The organism is Natronorubrum halophilum (assembly GCF_003670115.1).
Taxonomy (GTDB): domain Archaea; phylum Halobacteriota; class Halobacteria; order Halobacteriales; family Natrialbaceae; genus Natronorubrum; species Natronorubrum halophilum.
On record NZ_QQTY01000002.1, the window covers coordinates 1129422 to 1153624 of the forward strand.

21 protein-coding genes and 1 pseudogene are annotated in these 24203 nt (G+C 62.8%); 12 read left to right on the top strand and 10 right to left on the bottom strand.

Going from position 1 to position 24203, the window contains the following annotated elements:
* The first annotated feature begins 135 nt into the window (after positions 1 to 135).
* The 5 genes from DWB23_RS11685 (at position 136) to DWB23_RS11705 (ending at position 5074) form a co-directional block, all read left to right on the top strand.
* Positions 136 to 846 (top strand): DUF7344 domain-containing protein, encoded by a 711-nt coding sequence (locus tag DWB23_RS11685; protein ID WP_121742959.1) that lies wholly within the window; start codon positions 136 to 138, stop codon positions 844 to 846.
* Between the two features lie 149 nt (positions 847 to 995).
* Positions 996 to 1829: an MBL fold metallo-hydrolase gene (locus DWB23_RS11690; RefSeq protein ID WP_121742960.1), complete on the top strand. Its 834-nt coding sequence runs from the start codon at positions 996 to 998 to the stop codon at positions 1827 to 1829.
* 136 nt (positions 1830 to 1965) lie between these two features.
* Positions 1966 to 3606, top strand: coding sequence for a midas domain-containing protein (locus DWB23_RS11695; protein WP_121742961.1), 1641 nt, complete (start codon positions 1966 to 1968; stop codon positions 3604 to 3606).
* Positions 3607 to 3680: 74 nt separating this feature from the next.
* Entirely contained in the window at positions 3681 to 4616 is a 936-nt protein-coding gene (locus DWB23_RS11700) for a hypothetical protein (RefSeq protein ID WP_121743098.1), read from the top strand.
* Positions 4617 to 4708: 92 nt separating this feature from the next.
* Positions 4709 to 5074: an ArsR/SmtB family transcription factor gene (locus DWB23_RS11705; RefSeq protein ID WP_121742962.1), complete on the top strand. Its 366-nt coding sequence runs from the start codon at positions 4709 to 4711 to the stop codon at positions 5072 to 5074.
* Positions 5075 to 5342: 268 nt separating this feature from the next.
* Here DWB23_RS11705 and DWB23_RS11710 read toward each other — a convergent pair whose 3' ends face one another.
* Together DWB23_RS11710 and DWB23_RS11715 are read right to left on the bottom strand one after the other, a co-directional pair.
* Positions 5343 to 6380, bottom strand: coding sequence for a tyrosine-type recombinase/integrase (locus DWB23_RS11710; protein ID WP_121742963.1), 1038 nt, complete (start codon positions 6378 to 6380; stop codon positions 5343 to 5345).
* A complete protein-coding gene (locus DWB23_RS11715) occupies positions 6373 to 6762 on the bottom strand; it encodes a DUF5805 domain-containing protein (protein WP_121742964.1) in 390 nt (129 codons plus the stop codon). The genes DWB23_RS11710 and DWB23_RS11715 overlap by 8 nt, the downstream gene beginning before the upstream one ends.
* A 1773-nt stretch (positions 6763 to 8535) precedes the next feature.
* Here DWB23_RS11715 and DWB23_RS11725 point away from each other — a divergent pair.
* The gene (locus tag DWB23_RS11725; RefSeq protein ID WP_121742966.1) at positions 8536 to 10269 is read left to right on the top strand and encodes a histidine kinase N-terminal 7TM domain-containing protein; all 1734 of its coding nucleotides are present in this window, start codon (positions 8536 to 8538) and stop codon (positions 10267 to 10269) included.
* Positions 10270 to 10337: 68 nt separating this feature from the next.
* On the opposite strand, the gene DWB23_RS11730 is transcribed toward DWB23_RS11725, so the two are convergent.
* The 3 genes from DWB23_RS11730 to DWB23_RS11740 form a co-directional block, all read right to left on the bottom strand.
* Entirely contained in the window at positions 10338 to 11312 is a 975-nt protein-coding gene (locus DWB23_RS11730; protein ID WP_121742967.1) for an acetamidase/formamidase family protein, read from the bottom strand.
* Positions 11313 to 11494: 182 nt separating this feature from the next.
* Complete coding sequence (locus DWB23_RS11735) at positions 11495 to 11728, bottom strand: HVO_2901 family zinc finger protein (protein WP_121742968.1); 234 nt, start codon at positions 11726 to 11728, stop codon at positions 11495 to 11497.
* Positions 11729 to 12120: 392 nt separating this feature from the next.
* Complete coding sequence (locus tag DWB23_RS11740) at positions 12121 to 13530, bottom strand: class II fumarate hydratase (protein ID WP_121742969.1); 1410 nt, start codon at positions 13528 to 13530, stop codon at positions 12121 to 12123.
* A gap of 254 nt (positions 13531 to 13784) precedes the next feature.
* Here DWB23_RS11740 and DWB23_RS11745 point away from each other — a divergent pair, with 254 nt between their 5' ends.
* From DWB23_RS11745 to DWB23_RS11760, 4 genes are read left to right on the top strand one after another with little or no spacing between them, the layout of a single operon-like run.
* Positions 13785 to 15002: an ABC transporter substrate-binding protein gene (locus tag DWB23_RS11745; protein WP_238717393.1), complete on the top strand. Its 1218-nt coding sequence runs from the start codon at positions 13785 to 13787 to the stop codon at positions 15000 to 15002.
* 15 nt (positions 15003 to 15017) lie between these two features.
* Entirely contained in the window at positions 15018 to 16028 is a 1011-nt protein-coding gene (locus DWB23_RS11750; RefSeq protein ID WP_394341746.1) for a carbohydrate ABC transporter permease, read from the top strand.
* On the top strand, positions 16025 to 16951 hold the full coding sequence (locus DWB23_RS11755) for a carbohydrate ABC transporter permease (protein ID WP_121742971.1): 927 nt from the start codon (positions 16025 to 16027) through the stop codon (positions 16949 to 16951). The genes DWB23_RS11750 and DWB23_RS11755 overlap by 4 nt, the downstream gene beginning before the upstream one ends.
* A 39-nt stretch (positions 16952 to 16990) precedes the next feature.
* The gene (locus DWB23_RS11760) at positions 16991 to 18169 is read left to right on the top strand and encodes an ABC transporter ATP-binding protein (protein WP_121742972.1); all 1179 of its coding nucleotides are present in this window, start codon (positions 16991 to 16993) and stop codon (positions 18167 to 18169) included.
* Between the two features lie 155 nt (positions 18170 to 18324).
* On the opposite strand, the gene DWB23_RS11765 is transcribed toward DWB23_RS11760, so the two are convergent.
* The 4 genes from DWB23_RS11765 to DWB23_RS11780 form a co-directional block, all read right to left on the bottom strand.
* Positions 18325 to 19038 carry a DUF4013 domain-containing protein gene (locus DWB23_RS11765; protein ID WP_121742973.1) on the bottom strand — a complete coding sequence of 238 codons (714 nt, stop codon included), beginning with the start codon at positions 19036 to 19038 and terminating at the stop codon, positions 18325 to 18327.
* Positions 19039 to 19163: 125 nt separating this feature from the next.
* Positions 19164 to 20864, bottom strand: a complete 1701-nt coding sequence (locus tag DWB23_RS11770) for a PH domain-containing protein (RefSeq protein WP_121742974.1) — start codon at positions 20862 to 20864, stop codon at positions 19164 to 19166.
* An 8-nt stretch (positions 20865 to 20872) separates the two neighbouring features.
* Positions 20873 to 21334 (bottom strand): PH domain-containing protein, encoded by a 462-nt coding sequence (locus DWB23_RS11775; RefSeq protein ID WP_121742975.1) that lies wholly within the window; start codon positions 21332 to 21334, stop codon positions 20873 to 20875.
* An 88-nt stretch (positions 21335 to 21422) separates the two neighbouring features.
* Complete coding sequence (locus DWB23_RS11780; protein ID WP_121742976.1) at positions 21423 to 21677, bottom strand: BolA family protein; 255 nt, start codon at positions 21675 to 21677, stop codon at positions 21423 to 21425.
* A gap of 122 nt (positions 21678 to 21799) precedes the next feature.
* On the opposite strand from DWB23_RS11780, the gene DWB23_RS11785 reads away from it, so the two are divergent.
* Positions 21800 to 22309, top strand: a complete 510-nt coding sequence (locus DWB23_RS11785; RefSeq protein ID WP_238717394.1) for a DUF7523 family protein — start codon at positions 21800 to 21802, stop codon at positions 22307 to 22309.
* An 80-nt stretch (positions 22310 to 22389) separates the two neighbouring features.
* Here DWB23_RS11785 and DWB23_RS24110 read toward each other — a convergent pair.
* Positions 22390 to 22458, bottom strand: a pseudogene (locus DWB23_RS24110) (DUF7861 family protein); the annotation flags it as partial.
* Positions 22459 to 22618: 160 nt separating this feature from the next.
* Here DWB23_RS24110 and cysS point away from each other — a divergent pair.
* A complete protein-coding gene (gene cysS / locus DWB23_RS11795) occupies positions 22619 to 24112 on the top strand; it encodes a cysteine--tRNA ligase (RefSeq protein WP_121742979.1) in 1494 nt (497 codons plus the stop codon).
* Positions 24113 to 24203 lie beyond the last annotated feature (91 nt).

Genomic DNA, 24203 nt, shown 5'->3' on the forward strand with positions numbered 1-24203 from the left:
GGCCAAAAGTAGTATTACTATGTACAGAAAAATAGCAATCAACAGCTGATAGTCAACCGTTCGGGAGTAATCAGTGACTGATTCCAACGTGGTTTGGAGCAGTTCTTTTGCACGGTAGGCACCCATCGGTAGGTGATGAGTAATTCAGCTGGCAGCGGACGATCGACGGACGCTCGAGACGAGGTCTTCGGTGCGCTTGCGGACGGTGTTCGCCGTGAACTCCTTCGGATCGTTCGCGAGCGATCGCCGGCGGGCATCGCGAAAACGGATCTCGCGTTCGAGCTCGCCGCAGTGCTCGCGGACAAACCGCTCGTTGCGGTCAGCGACGACGAGTACCAGCGCGCACTCGTCGACTGCCATCACCGAACGCTGCCCGCGTTGCTCGACGTCGGCCTTCTCGAGGAAACCGAGGCGGGAACGGTCGTGGCGACCGACCATCGGGCGTTCGCGGATCCCGAAATCGAAGCCGTCGTTTCGGATCGGGGAGCCGATTACGGTGCCGATCTCGATGCGGTACTCGCGGCACTCGCCGACGCTCGACGGCGGACCGTTCTCTCGGAACTCGAAACGCAATCCCAGCCGCTTTCGACCGAAACGCTCGCTCGAGCGGTCGCGGCCCGCGAGGCAGGAACGACCGTTCGCGACGTCTCCGAGGATCGCGTCGAGGCGGTTGTCACGTCGCTCGTCCACATCCATTTGCCCCGGCTACAGGATGCCGGACTGATCGGCTACGACGCCGAGGTGGACAGCGTTTCCGCCGACGGTGATCGTCTCCCGTGGGCCGGCTGGTTCGAGGACGAGCACGAACGCGGCCGGTCGCTCGGAAACCGCGCTGCGACGTCGTGATCGGACGAGCACCGACAGGTCGTCTCCCTTCTCGGAACCGCCTCGTTACCCGCCCGATCTACCGCTGATCAGCGGTTTCGATCGCTCGCGGGAGGAAGCCGCTCACGAAGACAATAACACTTACCCACCCGGTCCACACAGATCCAGGTATGATCCAGAGCGACTGGGGAGACTGGCTCGTTCGTGACGTCGAAGACGCCTCGCCCGACGGCGTGGCGGTCTGGTATCTCGGCTGTAACGGATTCATCTTCAAAGGCGCTGCGGGAACGACGATCTACATCGATCCCTATCTCGGCCTGGGCGATCCACCGCGAACCGTCCGAATGATTCCGGTACCGTTCGATCCCGACGACGTTACCGAAGCCGACGCCGTCCTCGCGACGCACGAACATTCCGACCACGTCCACGGCGAGAGTCAGGCCCCCATCCTCGAGGCCACGGACGCAACCTTCTACGCGCCCGACGACAGCCTCGCGGCCGCCCGCGAGGACCAATCGTGGGAATCCGAGTGGGACATCACGGACGAGCACTTCGCCGAGGTCAGCCCGGACGACACCCTCGAAATCGGCGAGTTTACCGTCCACGTCGAGACGGCGAACGATCCCGACGCGACGCACCCGGTGAGCTACGTTCTCGAGCACGACGCGGGCACGTTCTTCCACGGCGGCGATACGAAACCGAGCGACGAGTTCGAACGGATCGGCGAGGCGTACGATATCGACCTCGGCGTTCTCGCTTTCGGTACCGTCGGCCGGATTCCCGACAAAGAGACCCGGGAACCGAAACGAACCCGCTGGTACAACGACGAGAACCAGATCATCGAGGCCGCATCGGCGCTTCGACTCGAGCGACTCCTCCCCAGTCACTGGGATATGTGGCGCGGGCTGACGTCGGATCCGAAAGTACTCCACCACCACGCGCGGAGTTTCGAGTATCCACGACGGCTGGACCTCGTCGAGATCGGCGACCGCGTCGATCTGTAGCGTTGCGCCCGTCGTTGTACCACCGGCGATCAGCCAAATTCCGACGGGATCCTCCGTCCTTCGGCGCGGACCGGAAATCAATCAGATCTGATACTGTCCGTATCATTTATAGTAATGGTGTGGTAACGTTGGTCCCATGAATAGCACCGCCGACACGGACGACGTGATCGAGGTCAGTGCCGACGGGTTGTCCGTTCGGAAAACGTTCACGGCGGACGAGTTTCCTGTCCCTGCGATCCGATTCGAGATCGACTCGAAAAACGACGAACAGGTGGCATTCCGACTCTCCGAGGACATTCCCGAATCGTTTCCGATGGATAAGGTCGGCTTCCATCCCGACTATCACAGCGACGACTGGACCGCCTTTCAGGACAACCACGTCGAGTTTACCGGCACCCTCGAGCCCGACGAGCAGTTCGTTACGGTTTACGGAGTTCGTATCGACGACGAGAGCGACGCCGAGCAGTTCCTGACGGAGCCGGAGATCGTCGAGGTTAGCTCCGAAGCCGAACACGGCTCGGATGCCGAGACGCTCGACGACGACGTCATCGGCACCATCGTCTCCGACGACGGCAATCAGGCCGTCAAGGACATGATTGCCGGCGACTCGGAGTCCGTCCCGGGCCTCGAGGAAGAGGAGGATGCGGACGAGTCGACCGCGGACGACGGCGATACCGGATCCGCGTCCAATCAGGACGACCTCGAGGACGAAGCCGACGGCCTCGATCTCGATCTCGGCGACATAGATCCCGAACCCGAGCAGGTCGACGACGAATCCGAGGCGGAAGACGACGCGCCGGAGATCGACCTCGGGTTCGACGAGGACGAGATTCCGGAACCCGACGAAGCGGTCGGCGACGGCGAAGACGACGAGGGCGAGGAGACCGACCTCGATATCGACCTCGGGGTCGACGAGGACGCCGACGCCGCCGATGCGGACGACGCTGACGCGCCGGAGGAGCCACTCGAGGACGCGGACGACAAAAGCGAGCCCGAGATCGAACTCGACCTCGAAGCTGCGGCGGCCGCAGTGGACGAAGACGCTGCGGGTGAAGACGACACGAGCGCGGAAGACGATGCGACGCTCGACGACGCCGAGCAGGCGTCGGTCGACAACGCCGCAGATACTGAGCCGACGTCGACCGACGACAGCGAAACAACCGAGACGGAACCCGAACCGGACGTCGCTGTCGATGCGACTGGTGCCGATCCGGACGCCGGAACCGACGACGGCGACAGCGAACCCGCGGAACCCGCGGAGGCCGCGGCGGCGACGTTCGATGGCTCCGTCGCTACTCGGCTCGCGACGGAACTTCGCGAGGACGAGATCGACGACGCGGACCTCGAGGTGTTGCGCTCGGAACTCGACCTCGAGCCGTCGGGTCCCGATATCGCGAAGCTCGAACACCTCCAGTCCCGGGTCGAGGAGGTCGCCGCCTACACCGACGCCCTCGAGCAGTTCCTCGAGGACAACGGCACCGGCAAGCAGCTTCTCGAGGAGGTCCAGGCGGACCTCGAGTCCATCGAGGACGACGTGGCTTCGATGGACGATCGAGTGGGTGGAACCGAAAGCCGCCTCGGGGACGTCGAAACCGACCTCGATGCGGTGACGGCCGACGTCTCGGACGTCGAGGACGACGTCGAAACCGTCGAAGGCGACCTCGAGGATGTTTCGACCGATCTCGTAACCGTCGAGGACGACCTCGAGGACGTCCGGGCGGAGGTCACCGACATCCAGGAGTGGCGCAACCAACTCGGATCGATGTTCTCGGAGTAAGGGCTCTGTTTCGCGCTCGCATCGCCGTTCCGGAAACGCAACTCGTTTATCCGTTGCCGGTCGAGAACCGCTCGATGGGCGAGACGATTCCGATCGCAGTTCCGCGAAAGGGGCGACCGCTCGAGTCGGTTCTCGATCGGTTCGCACGCCGACTCGACGTTCCCGACCTCGCGGACGATATCACGTCGACGCTTCGTCACGAAAAAGCGCTCACGAAGGGAATGGTCGATACCGAACCCGACGCCGATGATGACGTGTACCATCGTCTCGCCGAATACAGCACCGTTGACGATCCGACCGAACCCGAGTACACGCTCTTGCGAGACGACCGCGCCGGCAAACCCCGCCGAATCGTCTTCGACAGCGTCACGATTCCGCTCGAGAACGTCGACGGCGTTCCCGACGACACCGAGATCCAGCTTATCGGTCGCGAAGAGCCGTTCAGAGCGCTTCGAACGCACGAGTTCGCGCTCGGGTTCGACAGCGCCGACCTCATCCTGGAGGAAGTCGTCGAACTCCGTCCGGAGCCACTCGACCGGATCGGGGACATCAACGCCCGGATCAATCCCGCAGATACCGACGTTCGCGTCGTCACCGGTCTCGGCGATACCGTCTATCACACGATGATGGCCACCCCTGAAATCTCGCCGCCGCCGGCGTCGCTCGATCGGGACTTCCTCGAGCGCTACGAGGGGCCGCTCTGTATCGAACCGCGGTACGAACGGCTCGTACAGGCCGTACTCGGGACTCGAACGCTCGACGACATCCGATTCGTGCATCCGACAGCGGGTCGCGAAGAGGAGGCCGCGATCGCCGATACCGGGCTCGGCGTCTACCTGACCGTCACCGGCTCGACGGCTCGAGACCACGGCCTCCTGCTCGGCGAGCAACTGTTTCCCAGCGAGACCGTGCTGTTAGAGACCACGCCGGAAGTGACCGATACGGTTGCGGGCGTTCGCTCGCTGTTAAACGGGACCGACCTCGAGACGGAACTCGCGGTCGAGCAGTAAGCGGCGGCCGTCGCCACGGCGGATTCATTTTCGCGTCGAACACGCTGTGAGCGCGAACGGAGCGATTCGATCCCAGAGCGGTTACAGCTCCTATGAGCGAACGCGAAATCTCACCGAACGACCGAACGGAGGCACGAAAGCGCGTCGACTCGGAACTGCTCGAGGACGCACTCGACCTCGAGCGAGAGACGAACCGGCTGTCGGTGATGGGTGAGCCCACGCGATTTACGATCCTCTACTTGCTCGCCGAGGAGGGGCAAGTCAGAAGCGGCGAGCTGGCACAACTACTCGATCGTCGGCAAAACGACCTCTATCACCACCTCAACGCGCTCGAGGATGCGGGGTTAGTCGGGAAGTTCCGCGACGGTGGGAGTCGCGTCTACGAGCTGTCGCCCCTGGCAGAGGGGTTCGTCCCGCAGGTGCTCGATGCCGTTCGGGCTCGAGCCAGAGCCGTCTGATTTTGTGGACTGCTCGTTCGCCGAGTTTCGATAGCGACCGGTCCAAACGCAGCCATCAGCGCAACGCGTAGCAGACTACCGTTTTGGAAACCGCACAGCGGGGAACGTTATCGTGCGAATTCGAATGACCCGATCACCGAGGAGTTCGCGCATTTTGATATAGCGATATGAGATTTAAGAGACTGGTTTCGGACGGGTGTCATGAGTACCATCGTTGTAAATCGTCCGAATAATAGGAGCCAGGAAAGTCGACGACGCCACCGGCGGGTTACTCGGCCACGGAGTAGATGTGTTCGAGGTACGTTTGCCGAACCCGGTCCCCCCAGTTGTGGGTGTAGGTGTCGATCACGTCGCTGGCGACATCGCCCCGGAGATACTGGACGATACCGCGGTCTCCCGTCCGATCGCGAAGGTGGGTGGTGAAGAAGTGCCGGAAGTAGTGCGGGGTGACGTTTTCGGCTGCTCCGCCCCCTGTCCGATACCACCCCCGTTCCCTCGCGTACTGTTCGACCACGTGGTGGACGACGTTCGGCGTCAGCCGTTCGCCCCAGCTATCGGCCGTTCCGACGAACAGCGGCTCCGTCGCGGTAGTCGACGGCCCGCTCGAGGCCGTATCCGGCCGCACGGCGAGCCACCGAACCAGTACGGCTTTCAGTTCCTCGTCGATCGGAATCACGGTCTCCCGTTTCCGTTTGTTCGACGCCGTTCGTCGTTCGCCGCCGGATTCGCGTCCGTAGCTGTGTTCGGTCGCGATAAACAGCGAGTCCGGGCGGCCCGCGATGTGCGCCCGCGGCTGCCACGTCCGGGCCTCGTGCTCGAGGTTCACGTCGATCAGATCCAGGTTACAGAGCTCTCCCGCCCTGATTCCGGTTTTCAGCAGCGTAACCACGAGCGCTTGGTGCAGCGGATGTCGAACCTCACTGACGAACGATCGCATTTCCGCCAACGTCACGTCACGCCGCGTCGGGTTCGACTCGATGGACTCGTTCATCTCCTCTAGAACGACGGTCATCGGGTTCTCGTCGGTGTGACCGACTCGCTCGAGATAGCTGTAAAACCGGTTGAGATACGACGAGTACGTCGCGACGGTGCTCTCCGAATGCGTGGATCGAAGCTCGTGCACCCACGCCATACAGTCGCGGTAACTCGCCTCCGGCGGAGTCTTCTCGAAGCGCTCGAGGAGGAACTCCTCGTAGTCCGAGAGCACCCGCTCGTAGGCCGTCGCGGTTCGTTCGTTCCGACCGTGGTGTTCGATGTCCTGGAGGAAGTACTCGACCGTATTCGGCGTCTGCTGACCCTCACTCATCGTTCGTCACCACGTAGCCCCCCTCGCGTCCGCTGTATCGGACCCGATTCTCGTCCTGCAGTCGTTGCAGTTCGTCGTCGAGTTCCGCCTCGACGTCGTCGACCAGTGCGTCGACGAGTCCGTCCCAGCCGAGGGCGTCCGTTCGCTGGAGGACCTCGAGAATTCGGTCGGCGAAGTCGTCGTTCGCTTCGGTTCCGGGGCTGGCTGTCGTCTCCGCGGTGGAATCGATCGCGGGAATCTCGAAGTTCGTCCGCCCGGCCTGGACCATCGTTCTGACGAACTCGCTTTGGCTCATCTCGAGTTCGTCCGCCTGCGCTTGCCAGACCTCCTTTTGGTGTCGGGGAACGTACGTTTTCACGGCGACTCGATCATCGTCGGCCATACCCGGTCGGTCTCAGCGCCACCACTTCAATCTATCCCACTATCACAAATAAGGGCATTTATTTGGGTAGTTAGAACCCTATGGGCGGCCACAATAGACTATTATCTGTGTCCAAAGACCCAGTAGAACAGGCCCAGTAGTACCATGGAAGAAGATAATGGTGCTGCCGAGATGAGATACGACCTCGCCACCTCGAGGCTATCGGCACAATGTGAATTTTCACTGTCATACCTTGCGTTGGCTGTCGTCTTTTTGGTTAAAAGTTTGCCAATTTAGTAGAGCGATCCGTGCTAACTGGTAGAATTACCGGCAATATTAGAAGGCCGTTTCCACCGCCTGTCCCCTAGGGGTTGCGTCCCGAGAACCGGGTTGCAGAAATCGGTCGATTCGGCCCAAATAGTTACATGTGTGTCAGTAACTGCGCCGAGTTTTCGTCCGTACCCTTCGAGTCGTTCCACCAGTTTCGGTCAGCGAGCAGAAAACACCCTCGAGGAAAATCTCACATCACGTAGGGATCACCGTGAGCGTCGTTCGTCACCGAGAACGAATCCGTGTCGACCGAGTGACTTCGAGTGGGCGAAATCGGTCCTCGAGTCGGAATTCCGGGACGCTACGAAACGCCCGTACACAGGTATCCGTTCGTAAAGAGACGAGTTCGGCGTCGCTTGCTCGACCGGGGCTCTCAGTGTATCCCGGCCTGCGCTTGAAAATCGACGTTCGGCGGCTCGAGGCACGATTATTGCCAGCGGTGGATCGGATTCGAAGCCGTTCGTTCGTCGGATGTGCGATATCGAACTGGCGATCCGTACTAAACCGACCGTCGTTTCCGAAATCGGAATCGTATCGCGGCGAGTGCTCGGGTCCGAAGCGACGTACACCTGCGTTAGAGCGCGCTCTCGAGCCCTAGAAGACGACGGAGCGGGCCTCGAGAGTAACCCGGGCAGTGTTTTCAATAACCTCGCTGACGCGGCGTCAGCGGCCGTTGATCAACGGTCGGTACAGCCCGGAACGGGTCTCGATCCGATCGGTGACTGGTACCGAAAAGCGGTCGGCGACTGTCGCTCCTCGTATCGTTGCGGGAGAAGATGACGTTCGTCTCTCGTCGGCCCCCTCTCGGTTCCGGTTGTGTAAGGCGGTTCGCACCTCGACAGCGCTGCGGTCTACGATAGTAACAGCTACACCTATTCACGAACCGATCGCACGACGGCTGTGTAGTGACGTGCAGCGGCTCCGTTGGTTCGGTGTCTCGAGCGATGTCGAACCGTCGGATCGAGATCCGGTACCGGACGATTCGCGGTCGAACGACATTGCTCACCCATAATTATCGTCGTCGACTGTCCAGTTCGCGATACCGACTCGGGTTCGCTGCCCGCTCGCACGCCGTGCTGACGTGAGGCGTTCGCTATTTTCGGTCTCACTCGAGTGCGTGGGGTGAATTTCGAGGCTCGAGTGGGACCGGGAGATCATTGGTAGTGTGCGTTATTTGCGACTGTCGATTCATCCGCTCCGTGCACACCAGATATATCGTATATTGCTATATCGAACCGCAGTCGTACAGCACTCACTGTAACCGCTGTAAGTCATGCCCGCCCGATCGCACGACAGTTGTGCGGTCGGTGTGTAACTATGTACATTGGACGTTCGGTGGCACTGAACGAAGCGAACGAGACGCCCGTACGCTGATCGTCTGTCCGTCCGAACCGCGACAGCTATTGAAGAATCGACTGCCCAAATTACATAGGTCACCTGGTGGTTAGGACGTATACCCCACAGATGGCCAGCTATTATCCGGCACTACAGTGGACGCCCCACACGCCGGTACTCGTCGCGTCGTTTGTGGTCTGTACCGCACTCACGTTCGCTGGCTGGCGGTACCGTAACCAATCGGCCGCGTTTCCGTTTACCGTGATGATGCTCGGCTGCGCGTTGTATACTGGAACCGTCATCGTCGAATTTTCGGTCGTTGGCCTGGAGTCGACCCTGTTCTGGGCGCGACTGCAGTATCTCGGATGGGTGGTAATCACGCCGGCCGCATTCGTGTTCGTCCTCAGCTACACCGGTCGGAATCGTTGGGTGACGCTGAAACTGTTCGCGGCGCTGGCGGTCGTCCCGGTGGTCACCCTCTTACTCGTCTTTTCTCCGCTGGCTTCCGACCTCATCTTTCAGAATCCGCGGATGGTCGACAACGGTGGTATCGCGTACCTAGCCTACGATGCCGGACCGTGGTACGTCGCCGACGGCCTGTACAACAACGTCGTTATCGCGCTCGGATTCGTCCTGCTGGTGCGAACGTACTTTCGAACGACGATCGGTCAACGGGATCAGGTCGGGGTACTCGTAATTGGCTTACTACCGTACGTAACCCTCGTTCCGTTCTACTATCACGTTGGACCTGCCGTATTCGACTTCGGAACACCGTACGAGATCGAGCCGTTCTTGTTCACGTTTACGGGATCGATCTTCGCGTGGGCGCTGTACAAATACCAGTTTCTCGAGAGCGTTCCCGTCCCCTTCGAGTTGCTGCTCGAGGCCACGCCGAACGGGATTTTCGCCGTCGACAACGAGAGTCGCATCACCGAGTTCAATCGGACCGCATGCGAGTACTTGGACATGACCGAACCGATCATCGGACAACCGCTGGCGACGCTCTCCGAACCGGCCGAGCGGGTCGACGCAATCATCGCGGACGAACGGGAGCCCGAGTTACGGATCGGCAACGACGTGTATCACGTGTCGGCGTCCCAGCTCACCGACTCGCAGGGCGTCGAGCACGGGCGAATGGTGGTTATCCAGGACGTCACCGAGCGCGTACAGTACGATCGGCTGCTGGAGCGTCACAACGAGCAACTCGAGACGCTAAACCAGATGCTTCGCCACGACATTCGAAACGACACGATGGTCGCGCTCGGCTGGAGCGAAGTCCTGGCCGAACTCGTCGAAGAGACGCCGCTCGAGGAGGAGACGGTACCCCTTCTCGACTACATCGACACGTCCATCAGGCATATCACCGATCTCACGAAGATCGCATCGGAGCTCTCACAGCCCCTCGAGCGACCGGGAGACGATTGGAACCGCTCGATTCCGCTCCAACAGGTGCTCAAACAGGAGGTCGAGAAGGCAGCCGAAGCGTTTCCAGACGCCGTGTTCACGCTCGAGGACCCGCCGGACATCGAGGTTACCGCCGACAGGGCGCTCGCGTCCGCGGTCAGCAACGTGCTTCGAAACGCGGTACTACACAACGACAAGGAAATCCCGAGGGTCGACATCTCCGTCGACGTCGACGGCGACCGCGTGAGCGTTCGGATCGCGGATAACGGCCCGGGAATTCCGCCGGAGATGCGAGAGCGGATCTTCGAACGCGGGGTAAAGGGCAAACAGAGCGGCGGCACCGGACTCGGATTACACCTGGTTCAGACGTTCATGACCTGGTACGACGGGTCGATCGAAGTCGAAGACAACGACCCGACTGGAACGGTATTCACAATCGAACTGCCGGTCGTAGAGTAGTCGAGACGCCGCGCGGGGGCGATCTGTATGGTCGGCTGATGCCGCTCGTTCTCGCGCGTTCCGACCCGCTACCGGCGAAGGTTTTCGGGAAAGATGCTCTCCGGGAGATACGCCGAGACGACCCAGTTCGGCGCGTTGACTACCTCGTTGATCTTCAGGTCGACGGCCGCCGAACAGAGGATGTAGGCCTGTTCGCGGGTGAGTTCGCGCTCGTCGTGCAGGTGGTCGATCATCCCTCGGATGGCCGTTCTGGCTGCTTCGCGGAGATCGTCGCCGATTCCCGAGGTAGCGAACATCGGTTCGTCACGACCGGTCGGCGTGAACGGGCCGTCGGTCTCGAAGCGCGGCTGCTCGATCGAGAGATCCGAACGCACGTCGAATCGACACGTGACCGACATCGGAGCCTCGATTCCCGTCCCACAGACCTCGCCGTCTCCCTGGGCGGCGTGGCAGTCACCGACGCTAAACAGTGCGTCCTCGACCGCGACGGGAAGCGACAGCGTCGATCCCGCCGTCAGGTGTTTGACATCCATATTGCCCCCGACGGATCGCGGCGGAAACGTGCTGTGTTCCCCCTCCTCTCCGGGTGCGACGCCAAGAATACCGGGGAACGGATCCAGTGGGACTTCGATCCCGTTTACGAAGCGAGCGACGTCGTCCTCGAGATCCCAGACGTGCAACGCCGGGTCTGGAAACGCGTCGAAAAGCAATCCGAGGTCCGCTGCCCCCGGAAGAACCAGGGTGTATCCCCACCCGCGGTGCTCGAGTTCTAACAGTTCGATCTGGAGGACGTCGCCCGGACCGGCGCCGTCGATAGCGATCGGCCCGGTCAGGGGGTGTACGGGATCGATGTCCAGTTCGGCGACGTCCGCGGTCACCGAGTCGGGACCGAGTTGTCCGCTCGTGGCGTCCCGACACTCGAACCGGACGACGTCGCCAGGATCGATCGTCAGTACCGGTTCGAGATCGTTGTTCCACCTGCTGTGAACATTCGCGTCGTCGTCACTCACTCGATGATCTACCGCGTCGTGATCGCTGGACATTCGATTATATTACACGAGGCGGTACCTGATAAATTGATTCCCCTACCGAGTCGTCCTCACGAACAGTTCGCGTACGGTGGACTCGCGTCGGGTGCGGCCGGTCCGCTGCGAGCGCGAAGAACAGTAGTCGCTGCAGGGTACCGGTCGAAAATCGAAGAGTTCGCGTGGGCCTGTCGATCGGGTCAGTGCGTCGCCGTTCGGACGTCGTCGACTCGATACAGATCTTCCTGCAGTCCATCGCCCTCGCAGTCGTCGCTCGGACATTCGTAGTGCCAGCCGTCCTGCGTCGCATCGCCCTCCCGGAATCGGTCGCCACAGACCTGGCAGAAAAGCTGTCCCTTTTTGCACGTATCTCGGTGTAACTCGAGGGCGAGTTCGGTCTGGAAAGACTGGTTGCAGTTGCGACAGGTGTGCATATTTCGTCTGACGCGAGCATCCCCCAAAACTGCTTGGGTTCTTTTATTGCAACTTCAATGCCCGTGATTCGGCGTCACTGCTCCGATTTAGCCTCGACGGTCAGGGAAGAAAGAACGGTTATATTCGTGATTTACTCGGTGCTGGGTACTTCGTTCCCTGTCAGATCAGTTCCCACGATAGCCTGCGCTTCGGTCACACGATCGAATGTAAGGAATCAGGGATAATTCGTTTCGATTCGAGAGCCCACCGGATACGTCACGACCCGACATCGTGGGACGAAACATACTGTGATGGCCCGTCGGGGAACGACTGACGAGTTACGCGAGCGGTGACGGCCGACGGTACAGTAGACGGGATTCCAAACGGGTCGCGTTGATCGCCGCTGTGTGGGTCAGTCGTCTTGGCCGAGGATCCCGCGTTCGGTCATCTTCCGGGGATCGAGCACCTCGTCGGCTTCCACCTCGTCGAGGTAGCCCTTCTCGAGGACGACTTCTCGGACCGTCTTGCCCTCCTTGAGCGCCGTCTTGGCGACCTCGCTGGCCTTATCGTAGCCGATGTGGACGTTGAGCGAGGTGGCCATCGCCATCGACTCCTCGACGCGCTCCTCGCAGTACTCCGCGTTGGCCTCGAGCGGGTCGACGAAGCGCTCGGCGAAGACCTGACTCGAGTTCGAGATGAGCTCCGCGGACTCGAGGAAGTTGTGGGCCAGTACGGGTTTGTAGAGGTTGAGATCGATCTGACCTTCCGCCGCACCGGCGGAAACGGCAGCGTCGTTGCCGACGACCTGTTTGTGGACCTGATTGACGGCCTCGGCGACGACGGGGTTGATCTTGCCGGGCATGATCGAAGAACCGGGCTGGTTCTCGGGCTGTTCGACCTCGCCGAGCCCGTTGCGCGGTCCGGAGGCGAGCAGCCGTAGGTCGTTTGCGATCTTGTTCAGCGAGCCCGCAATTACTCGGAGTGCGCCGTGGGCCTCGCTCATCGCGTCGTGGGCGGCCTGGGCCTCGAAGTGGTTGTCCGCCTCGCGGAACTGGACGCCGGTCTCTTTCGTGATGTACTCGGCGGCGCGGCCGGGGAACTCCTCGTGCGTATTGAGTCCGGTGCCGACCGCGGTGCCGCCGAGAGCGAGTTCCGCGAGGTGTTCGCGGACGTTGTCGACGCGGCCGAGTCCCTTCTCGACCTGCGTTCGGTAGCCGCCGAACTCCTGGCCGAGGGTGACCGGCGTCGCGTCCTGAAGGTGTGTTCGTCCCGTCTTTACGACGTCGTCGAACTCCTCCTCTTTGCGCTCGAGCGCCTCGCGGAGCGTGTCGAGTGCCGGGATGACGTCCTTCTCGACGGCCTCGAGGGAGGCGACGTGCATCGCGGTGGGGATGACGTCGTTGCTCGATTGGCCGTAGTTGACGTGGTCGTTGGGGTGGACGGTGCGGTCGCCGATTTCGCTGCCCATGATTTCGGCCGCGCGGTTTGCGATGACCTCGTTGGCGTTCATGTTCGAGGACGTTCCGGAGCCGGTCTGGAAGACGTCGACCGGGAACTGGTCGTCGTGCTCGCCGGCGATGACCTCGTCGGCGGCCTCGATGATCGCCTCGGCCTCGGCCTCCTCGACGAGGCCGAGGTCGCGGTTGGCCTGCGCGGCGGCCTTTTTGACGACGCCGAGCGCGCGAATGAACCGTCGGCCGAAGGAGATACCCGAGATGGGGAAGTTCTGGATCGCCCGCTGGGTCTGTGCACCCCAGTAGGCGTCTTTCGGTACCTGCATCTCGCCGAGACTGTCGCGTTCGAGTCTGTAGTCCTCGCTCATGAGCGAACGGTTGGCGGTGGGGTGCGTAAAAGCCACCGGTCTGATTCCGGGAGCCGACGCGAACTACCACGGAACCGTTTCGATCTGTACTTCGTCAGTAGACGAGTGGGCAACTCTCCGTCGGATTAACTATTGACTCGGAATGTAATAAATATTGGAAACTATTAAGTGCCCCCCGTACAATCAATCATGTGTGATTTACAGTGGGTAACGGTAACAAGCTGTCCCGTCGAACGGTTCTTAAGGGTGCTGGAGTGGCAGGAACGGCGAGCCTCGTCGGTCTCGCAGGATGTTCGACCGATAGCGGTGGCGACACGCTCGAGGTTCTGCACGGCTGGACCGGCGGCGACGGTGCCGAGGCCGCCGACGCGCTCTTCGGCGCGTTCGAAGAAGCGCACTCGGACGTCGAGTACGACAATAAGCCGATCGGCGGCGGCGGTAACGAGAATCTCGATAATACGGTCGCTACCCGCCTTCAAGGGAGCAACCCGCCGAGTTCGTTCGCCGGATGGCCCGGCGCGAACTTAGAGCAGTACGGGGACGCTGTCGGCGACATCGAGTCCGAGGTCTGGGACGAGGCCGACCTGAAGGACGCCCACGTCGAGGAAGCGGTCGAACTCTGCGAGTACAACGGCGGCTTCTCGGCGGTCCCGATCGGCTCTCACCGCCTGAACGACCTCTTTTACAACGTCGGCGTCCTCGAGGACGCCGGCGTCGATCCGGAATCGCTGGACAGCGTTGATGCGCTGATCGACGCACTGGACACCGTGGAGTCGGAGACCGACGCGACGCCGCTTGCGATGTCGCTCGAGCCGTGGTGTATCCTCCAGACGTGGGCGCAGACGATGCTGGGCGAACACGGGTACGACGCCTACACGAGTTTCATTGAGGGCGACGGCGACGAGAGCGCCGTCCGCGATACGTTCGAGAAACTCGAGGAGATCCTCGATAACTACATCAACTCCGACGCGGATACCGTCGAGTTCACCGAAGTCAATCAGGACATCATGAGCGGCGACGCCGCGTTCATCCACCAGGGTAACTGGGTCGCCGGCGCATACCTCGCGGAGGACCTCGAGTACGGCACGGACTGGGACGCGGTTCGGTTCCCCGGGACGGAAGACTACTACACCCTCCACATCGACTCGTTCATCTACCCGAGCGACAATCCGACGCCCGAGGATACCGCGACCTGGCTGCAGTTCGTCGGATCCGAGGAAGCGCAGGTCGCGTTCAACCAGTACAAGGGATCGATCCCGACGCTGACGGACGTGTCGACCGACGAGTTCAACGACTACCTCACGAACACGATCGATGACTTCGACAGCGCTTCGGAGAAGCCGCCGACGCTCGCGCACGGACTCGCCGTTGACACGACGACGCAGTCCGACCTCGAGGAGGTACTCAATAACAACTTCGCGAAACCCTACAACGTGGACGATGCGACGGAAGGCTTCATGAACAACGTTTAATCCTTCCACAAGTTTATGAAATCTGTTTTAGAACTATTGCGTAGCGTCCGGCGTGAGCGGAGTGAGAACCGCGAACGCGAACGGTCGAGCCGAAAGCGGCGCATCAGGACGGACGGAGGCACCGTCGAGGAGCGATCGACGCTCCGTCGCGTACTCGACAGCGACATGGTCCAGTCGGCGCCGTTCTGGCTGCCGCCGTTCCTGTTGATGGGGTTTTTCGTGTACGCCGCGATCGGGTGGAATTTCCTGCTCTCGCTGACGGAGTACTCGGGCTTCGACAGTCCCGATTACAGCAACCTGGGTCTTCACAACTATCAGAAGATGTTGGACGATCCGGGGATGTGGGCGGCGACTCGAAACACGCTGGTCCTGCTCGTCGGGTTTACCGTCGTGTGCCTGATCGTCGGCCTCGTCCTGGCCCTGTTGCTCGACCGCGAAATCCGTTTCAGCAGGTCGTTCCGAACGATCTACCTCCTCCCGTTCGCCCTCTCGTTCATCGTCACGGCCCAGTTCTGGCGGTGGATGTACAACCCGAACAACGGCATCATCAACCAGTTCTTCGGCCTGTTCGGTCTCGGTCCGTACAGCTGGCTGGGGAGTCCGCGACTCGTACTGGGGTCGGTGATATTCGCGCTCGTCTGGCAGTTCAGCGGGTACACGATGATCATCTACCTCGCTGCGCTCCGGTCGATCCCCACCGATCAGTACGAGGCCGCGCGGGCCGACGGGGCGAGTACGTTTCGGATGTATCGGCGCGTGATTATTCCGCAGTTGCGTCCGGCGATGGTTAGTGCGTCCGTCGTACTGGTGTTGTTCGCGCTGAAAGCCTTCGACTTCCTGTACGCGATCTCCGGCGGCTACCGACCCCGCCGCGGGGCCGATATCCTGGCGACCAAGATGGTTCGCGAGTCGTTCGGCCGCTCCGAGTGGGCGTACGGGTCGTCGATCGCACTCTTGTTGTTCGTGTTGTCGCTGGCGGTCATCGCGCCGTACCTGTACAGTCAGTACAAGCGAGGGAACCTATGAGCGAGAAATCAGTTACGACCGAACAGACGGCGCCGGAGAGTTCGACGGGGGAGATTACGCTCAGAGACGTGGGGCTGTACGCGACGCTGGCCGGCCTCGTCGTATTCTATCTCCTGCCGATCGAGTCGGGACTCGTGACGTCGATCAAGTCATCGGAAGCGGTGAGAGAAACGTTCCCGTTCCTCCCGCCCCTCAGCGCCAGCGGAATCACGTTCGAGAAGTGGCAGGTCGCGTTCGACTACCTCGCGCCGGGGATGGTCAACAGCGTGTTGTTCACCATTCCGTCGACGCTCCTCTGTGCGATCTTCGGCAGCATGGCGGCCTACGGACTGACGCTGGTCAAGTGGCGCGGTCAGGTCGCCGTGCTCGCGCTGTTCATCGCGGGCGTCTTCGTCCCCTATCAGGCGGTGATCGTTCCGCTCTTCCAGTTCTGGAGCCAGTACATGCAGCTGGGCGCGCGCCTCTCGTTCCTGTGGGGTCTCCCACTGCTCGAGCCACACCACGCGACGATCCTCGAGCTGATCATCACGCACACGGCGTACGGGATCCCGATTGTGACGCTGCTGTTTCGCTCGCAGTACAAGACGATGTCCGACGAGATGATTGAGGCCGCGAGGCTCGACGGCGCGTCGATCTGGCGGGTCTACCGACGGATCGTTCTGCCGCTGTCGATACCGATGTTCGCGGTCGTGTTCATCTTCCAGTTCACCCAGATCTGGAACGAGTTCCTGTTCTCGCTGACGATCATCGGGAGCGTCAACAATCCGGCCGCGTCTGCGACCCTTATCCTGTCCGGACTCGGCGAGGCGCTCGAGGGGACCGACTACCCGCTCCGAATGGCGGGCGCGTTCATCACGGCGCTCCCGACATTACTCGTCTACGTGCTGTTCGCCGACAAGTTCGCGGAGGGGGTACAGACATGACCGACCGACAGCTAACGTTACGGAAACAGAGGACTTGAGATGGCAGAAACCCAACTCGACGACGTACGAAAGGTGTTCACGGAAGACGACGGCAGCGAGATCGTTGCCGTCAATGATGTATCGATCGACATCGAGGACGGGGAGTTCCTCGTTCTCGTCGGACCGTCCGGCTGCGGCAAGTCGACGACGCTCCGGATGATCGCGGGACTGGAGACGATCACGGACGGCGCGATCCGTCTCGACGACCGCGTGGTCAACGACCTGCCCGCGAAAGACCGGGATATCGCGATGGTGTTCCAGTCCTACGCGCTCTACCCGCACATGACCGTCCGGGAGAACATGTCGTTCGGGCTCGAGGAATCCACCGACCTCTCGGACGACGAGATCGGTGCCCGCGTCGAAGAGACCGCCGAGATGATGGGAATCAACGACCTGCTGGACCGGAAACCGGCCGAGCTCTCGGGCGGGCAACAACAGCGCGTCGCGCTCGGCCGGGCGATCGTCCGCGAACCGTCGGTCTTCCTGATGGACGAGCCGCTGTCGAATCTCGACGCCAAACTCCGCGCGCAGATGCGCACGGAGCTCCAGCAGCTCCAGGAGAAACTCGAGACGACGACGGTCTACGTCACGCACGATCAGACGGAGGCGATGACCATGGGCGACCGGATCGCCATCCTCGACGGCGGCGAACTTCAGCAGGTTGGGACGCCCCTCGAGTGTTATCACGAACCGGCGAACGTGTTCGTCGCGGACTTCATCGGCGAGCCCGCGATGAACTTCTTCGACGTGACCCGCCGCGATGCGGATGACGGGGGGGCCGTACTCGTCGGCGAGCACCTCGAGTACGCCATCTCGGAGGACGTCTCGGCGGCGGTCGGTGATCGTACCGAACTCGTCCTCGGAGTGCGTCCGGAGGACGTCGGCATCGAAATCAGCGACGGCGAGCGCCAGCGAGAAGACGGTCACGCCGTCCCGGCGACGGTCACCGTCGTCGAGCCGACCGGCGACGAAAACATCGTCTACCTCGCGCTCGGCGACGGTGGGAGCGAAGCCGATACGGTCATCGCGACGATCGACGGCATGAGCCAGACCGAAGCCGGCGAACGCGTGATGGTCCACATTCCCGAGGACGCCATCCACGTCTTCGACGCGAAAACCAGCGACGCGCTACACAACCGCCGCGTCGAGCACTCCGAACCCCGAATACCGAACGCCTGATCGGCGCGCACGGGTCCATCGACTCCGGCTGCAGGTCGCGCGATCCGATTCGTTCGATACCGTTTCCTCTTCTCGCCGTTCGTCCGCACCTCGAGCAGTAGCCTCGTCCGATCGTCATCTTCGAGCCGAACCGACCGGCGACGAAAACACCGGCCCTACCGCGGCTTCGACGTCGATCCGCCGCCCACCGCTCGAGCGTAGCCGAGACCGACGGCGTGCGTCCCCGCGACGAGGAGATAGGCGGCGGCCGCCGCGGCGACCAACCCCACCGCGTCGGCGCGGCGGAACGTCGTGACGGCGAACCACGTCGCGAGGACGACGAGCGAAAAGCCGACCGTCCAGCGCAGAAAGTACGTCGCGTCGGTCAACGCGGGACGCAGGGCGTCGGCCTCGGCGGCCGCGCGCAACCGTCCGGTCGACACGCTCGCGGCAACCGCGACAGGGTAGACGTACGCACACGCGATGAAAACGAACACCAGCGCGGTCGACGAGACGAGTGCGAACAGCCCCGTTCCGTTTCCGAGCGCGATCCTTTCCGGCGTCTCCAGCAACGACCACGCCAACAGAGCGATCGACGGGACGAGGAGCGCGGTCGCCAACGCGAGAGCCTCGCATCCGGAGCGGATAACCGCCCGCGCGGACGGCCGCGGTCGCTGCTCGTCGGAACCGAGTACGAACGACGTCGTTCCGAACAGGGTGATAGCGCCGAGGAGCGCGACGAACGCGGGAACGAGCGCGACCGCTAACGGGGCGAGTGCCACCGCGTATCGCAACCCGACCGCGATCGCGACGACACCGAGACCGCACCTGAGAAGCGCCGTCCGACCGATCTCGTCGCTGACCGGGTACCGAAGCACGTCGCCGATCATGTCCGTCCTCGGTGTCGTTCCTCGTCGGGTCGATCGATCCCGTCCGGAGCCATACACGGCGAGTGGGACGGTCGGGGCAAAAACGTCGCGGTCCCGGTCGTGACGCTACGCCACGGTCCGTTCGGTCAGGTAAAATCCGGCGACAACCCCATGTCGTCGTCTCGAGCGCGTTCGCGCAGCGCCGACTGGAGCCGTTTGCGACTCGTCGTCTGGATCTCGCGAGCGACCTCGAGATCGATGTCGTAGACCGTCGGCGTCGCCCAGAAGAACGTCTGGGAGCTCGCCGTGTCGACGACGAGCGATGCTAGTCCGAGCCGGCGCTGGAAGATCGACCGCCGCGTCGAGACGGTCTGAATACGGTAGTAGGGGATCACGGTCGTTCGCTCCTGCCAGAAGCCACGCCGGATGACCAGGTGGTCGTCGCCGACGTAGTAGCCCAGGTGGACGTACTGCAGGTGGGCCGCCGGCGGTACCGCGGCGAAGACGACTACCGCGAGGTACCAGCGCTCGAGCGCGGTGACCCGCGTGATGGCGAAGCAGGCCGCGACGATGGCACCGGCGACCAGCGAGTATCGGACGAGGTACCGCCGCCGAGCCGTCGTCGGCGGGGAGCTGAATTTCGGCGTCTCGACGCCGGTGAGGTTTTCGGTGAACCGGCGGGCGCGGCGCTGTTCGGCCAGCGGAACGGCCGACTGGCTTCCGCCGCTGCTCTCGGGGCCGTAGCCGGCGGTCTCGACCCACATTCCGGCGTAGCCGATCAGTCGCTGCAGCGGGTTGGCGGTCATCGTCACCGACTGCACTTTCTCTACGGGAATCGATCCGCTGTAGCGCTGGAGGAGCCCGCGCTCGTAGACGAAGTCCTCGCCGGTGCGCCCGAGTTCGAAGCCGTAGTAGGTGGCGAACGTGTAGGCGACGCTCAGCAGGTACGTGACGACGAGACCGTTGAGCATCGAGATCACCGTCAGAATCCCGTAGTTGGTCGGCGATCCCTCGTCGAGCGTTTCCGGACCGCCGAAGGGCTGTGCGGTGGTGACGAGTAGATCGAGAATCGGGTCGGTCACGAGGAAGAAGACGAACAGAACGCCGGCCACGGCTGCGGGCCGGAACGACGTAAACGAGTAGAGCAGGAGTTCCCGCGCCTCGAGGTCGAACAGTCGCTCGCGGCGCGTCCGACCCGGACCGGACGCGCCATCTCGGTAGTCCGAGACGGGTTCCGGCCCGTCGAACGGCGGCGTCGACTCCGAAACGCCCCGATTAGCCGTCCCGTCGGCCTCACTGCCGGAGACGACATCCGCCCGGGTAGCGTCGCCCGACGGCTCGTCCGTTCCGGTCGATTTCCGCCGGTCGGCGCTCGCGGCGTCGCGCTTTCGCCGGCGGTCTTTCACCTCGGCGGTTCGGCGTCGGATCCGGTCTTGCAGCCGAGTCGCTTCCGACTCGCTGACGAAGTTCAGCGACGCTTCGGTATCGCCGCCGCCGGCGGTCTCGATCGAGACGATGGCGAGTCCGAGCAGTCGCTGGAGGACGCCCTGTCGAACGTCGACGTTCTGGATTCGGCCGTAGGGAATTTCCCGTGAGCGGCGGGCGAACACGCCCGACGAAACGTCGAACGTATCGGGGGTGATACCGTACTCGAACCGGTAGTAGTAGGCGATTCCGTAGGCCGCGCCGGCGAGAAAGCCAAGCGGCGCAGCCAGAGGGGACCAGGACGAGTTGATCGGGTCGAATATCGCGCCGAGGACGAGCACGAGAACCATCGGTATCCACAGCCAGAGGAACCCGTACTGGAGGGCGGACGTAACCGCGCTGAGTGGGTGAAGTCGATTCATACTCGAGATCAGACCGCGTCGTCGGCTTCGCTTTCGACGGCGAGTTCACGAAGCGTATCCTGGAGGTCTCTGGCGCGATCGGGTGTCAGACCCGGGATTCGGACGTCGGCGTTTCGCGTCCCCGCCGTGTAGACGACCACGCTCGAGAGCCCCAACGCTCGTTCGATGGGGCCGAACTGGGTGTCGACGTGCTGGACGCGGACGAACGGAACCGCGGTTTCGACGAACGTCACGACGCCGCGCTCGAGGTAGAGCGCGTCCGGCTGGAGTTCGAACTGCCAGACCTGGTAGAGCCGAACGGCGTAGACGATCCCGAGGACGAGCGCGAGACCGACGACGCCGGCCATCACGGCCGTCGGGACGTCGGTGAGCCATCGGTCGACGGCCGCGAGGATAACACCGAGGACGATCGCCGTGATCGCCCCCTGGGCGATCCAGAGCAGTCTAATACGGGAGTGAAGCGATTCCATATACACATCCTATCAGGAGGGATGGATAAAGCTGCGGTTCCGGTGGGCGGCGCCGCCTTCGGCCGGAACCGGCGTTCGAACCGACCGGTCAGGCCTCGTGCTCGTCGTACTCTTCGGGCGTGTACGTCGAGACCTCGAGCGCGTGAATGTCCGTCGTCATGTGGTCGCCGAGGGCGTCGTAGACCGCCTGGTGTTGCTGGACCAGCGGCAGGTCCTCGAACGTCGGGGAGACGACCGTCGCGGCGAGGTGATCGTCGTCGTGTTCGTCGCGGGCGTGCGTTACCGTCGCGTTCGCGTCTTCGAGGTCCGCTTCGATGAGATCCTCGATGTCGGATAGCTCCATGCTCGAGTGATCGGGTGCTCGCGGCAAAAGCGCCGCGGTCCCGATGTGACCGGCGCTCCGGCGAGTGCCGTTCCCACTCGACGGTCGCCGCGTTTATGTCGACTCGGTTCGCTCTCTGCGATATGTCACTGGCAGCCACGACCCGGCGCGCCGCCGAGGAGCACCCGTTTCTCGTGACGGCCTTGCGAGCGGGCGTCGTCAACTACACCGGCGCTGCCCGGTTTCTCGAGGTCGACGGGGAGACCGACGCGATCGCCACGGCGCTTCGGCGCTACGCCGAGGAGCTGCCGGCGTACGAGTGCGAGTCGCGCGACGTTAGGGTCAGAATGGAAAGCGGAGTCGGGCCGGTCGGCGCCGCGGCGGGCGATACCGGGGCGGACGACGCACTCGTCTCCGTCGGCGGGACCGCGTTTGGCCCCGGAGCGGGTGATCGGACGGCGATCGTCGCGGCCGGGGCCGTCGACGCGACCGCACTCGCCGAAACCCTACAGCGCCTGTCGATCGAGGACATCGAACCGGCCGCGGCCGCCGTCGGCGCAGCGTCGATGATAGTCGTCGTCGACCGCCTCGAGGGGGCGAACGCGCTTCGGGCGGTCGAGGGTTCGCTCGAACGGGTTCCGACGGAACGATGACGCGCTTCGCTGAACTGGACGCCGATGATGAGGTGGGGTATCCCGCCCGGATCGAACCCACCAGAGACGGAGAGCGCTCCGGTCGTTACGACCGACCACCGGTCGCCGTGGTGAGTCGGTTCTCGAGTGTGGATCCGGTCGTGTTTCACAGTCGGTCGACGGCTGCCAGCGCCGTATAGCTCCCCTACAGGCGTACCGATTCGACTAGCCGCGAAACAGTACAGAAACGTTCCGGCGCGTGTGAGTTCGCGCTCGAGCCCTGTACGCTATTAACAGCGTTTAACTACGGGCCGGAGGTAGACGTACGCAATGACCCTGCACGTGACGAACACGTTGACGGGCGAGAAAGAGCCGTTCGAGCCACAGGACCCCGAGAACGTTCTGCTCTACTACTGTGGCCTGACGGTCTCGGATCCGCCACACCTGGGCCACGCGCGGTCGTGGGTCCACGTCGACGTCATGCACCGCTGGCTCGAGTACCTCGGCTACGACGTCCGTCACGTCGAGAACTTCACCGATATTAACGAGAAGATCGTCGCCCGCGTCGGCGAGGATGACCTCGGGGACGACGAGGAAACCGTCGCGGAGACCTACATCGAACAGACGCTGTCGAGTATGCGCGCGCTCAATCTCCTGCGGGCGGAGGTCTATCCCCGCGTGTCGGAGCACGTTCCCGAAATCATCGACCTCGTCGAGACCCTGATCGAGAAGGGCTACGCCTACGAGTCCAACGGCTCGGTCTACTTCGACGTCGCCAGCTTCGAGGAGTACGGCAAACTCTCGAATCAGGAACTCGATGAGATCGAGTCACAGGGTGACCCCGACGAGCGCAGCGAGAAGCGCAATCCGGCGGACTTCGCGCTCTGGAAGGCCGGCGGCGTCGACGAGGGTGCCGTCCACGAGCACCGACACGAGGGCGTCGACCACGGGGGCGAACCGCCCGAGGGACTGACCTGGGACTCGCCGTGGGGCGAGGGGCGACCCGGCTGGCACATCGAGTGCTCGGCCATGAGCATGACCCACCTCGGCGAGACGCTCGATATCCACGTCGGCGGCCGCGACCTCGTCTTTCCCCACCACGAAAACGAGATCGCCCAGTCCGAGGCCGCGACGGACGAGCGCTTTGCCAACTACTGGCTCCACTGTGAACTGTTCCAGATGGGCGACGAGAAGATGTCCTCGAGTCTCGGCAACTTCGTCACCGTCGAGGAGGGCGTCGACCGGCTGGGAACGAACGTCCTGCGGACCTTCCTCACCGCGGGATCTTACAACAGCACACAGCTCTACGCCGACGAGACGATCGCCGAGGCCGAAGAGCGCTGGGATCGACTCGAGCGGGCCTACGACGCGGCCGTCGACGCGGTGGACTCCACCGACGCGAGGACAAAAATCGTCGACGAGTCGTTCCGGACGGCGGTCGACGAGGCCCGCGCGTCGTTCGTCGAGGCGATGAACGACGACTTCAACACGCGAGAGGCGCAGTCGGCGCTGCTGTCCATCGCGACGGCGGTGAACTCACACGTCGACGACCGCGATGAGTACGACTACCGCGGACTCCGAGAAGCCGTCGACGCGCTTGAGGAACTCGGCTCCGTCCTCGGTCTCTCGTTCGCGGGTGAGACGGCGGGTACGGCAACCCTCGCCGGCGACGTGGTCGAACTCGTCCTCGACGTGCGCGCTCGAGAGCGTGCGGACGGCAACTACGGCCGCGCCGACGAGTTACGCGACGAACTCGAGGCGCTCGGCATCGAGGTCCAGGACACGGACGACGGCGCGAGCTATCGACTGCCGTCCGGCGAGTGATACCGACCGACGAGTTTCGGTCGAACGCGATCGAGCGCCACTGACCGCCGTTCGACGGTGGCGGGGACACAGCGGGGCGGAGCGAGTGTCT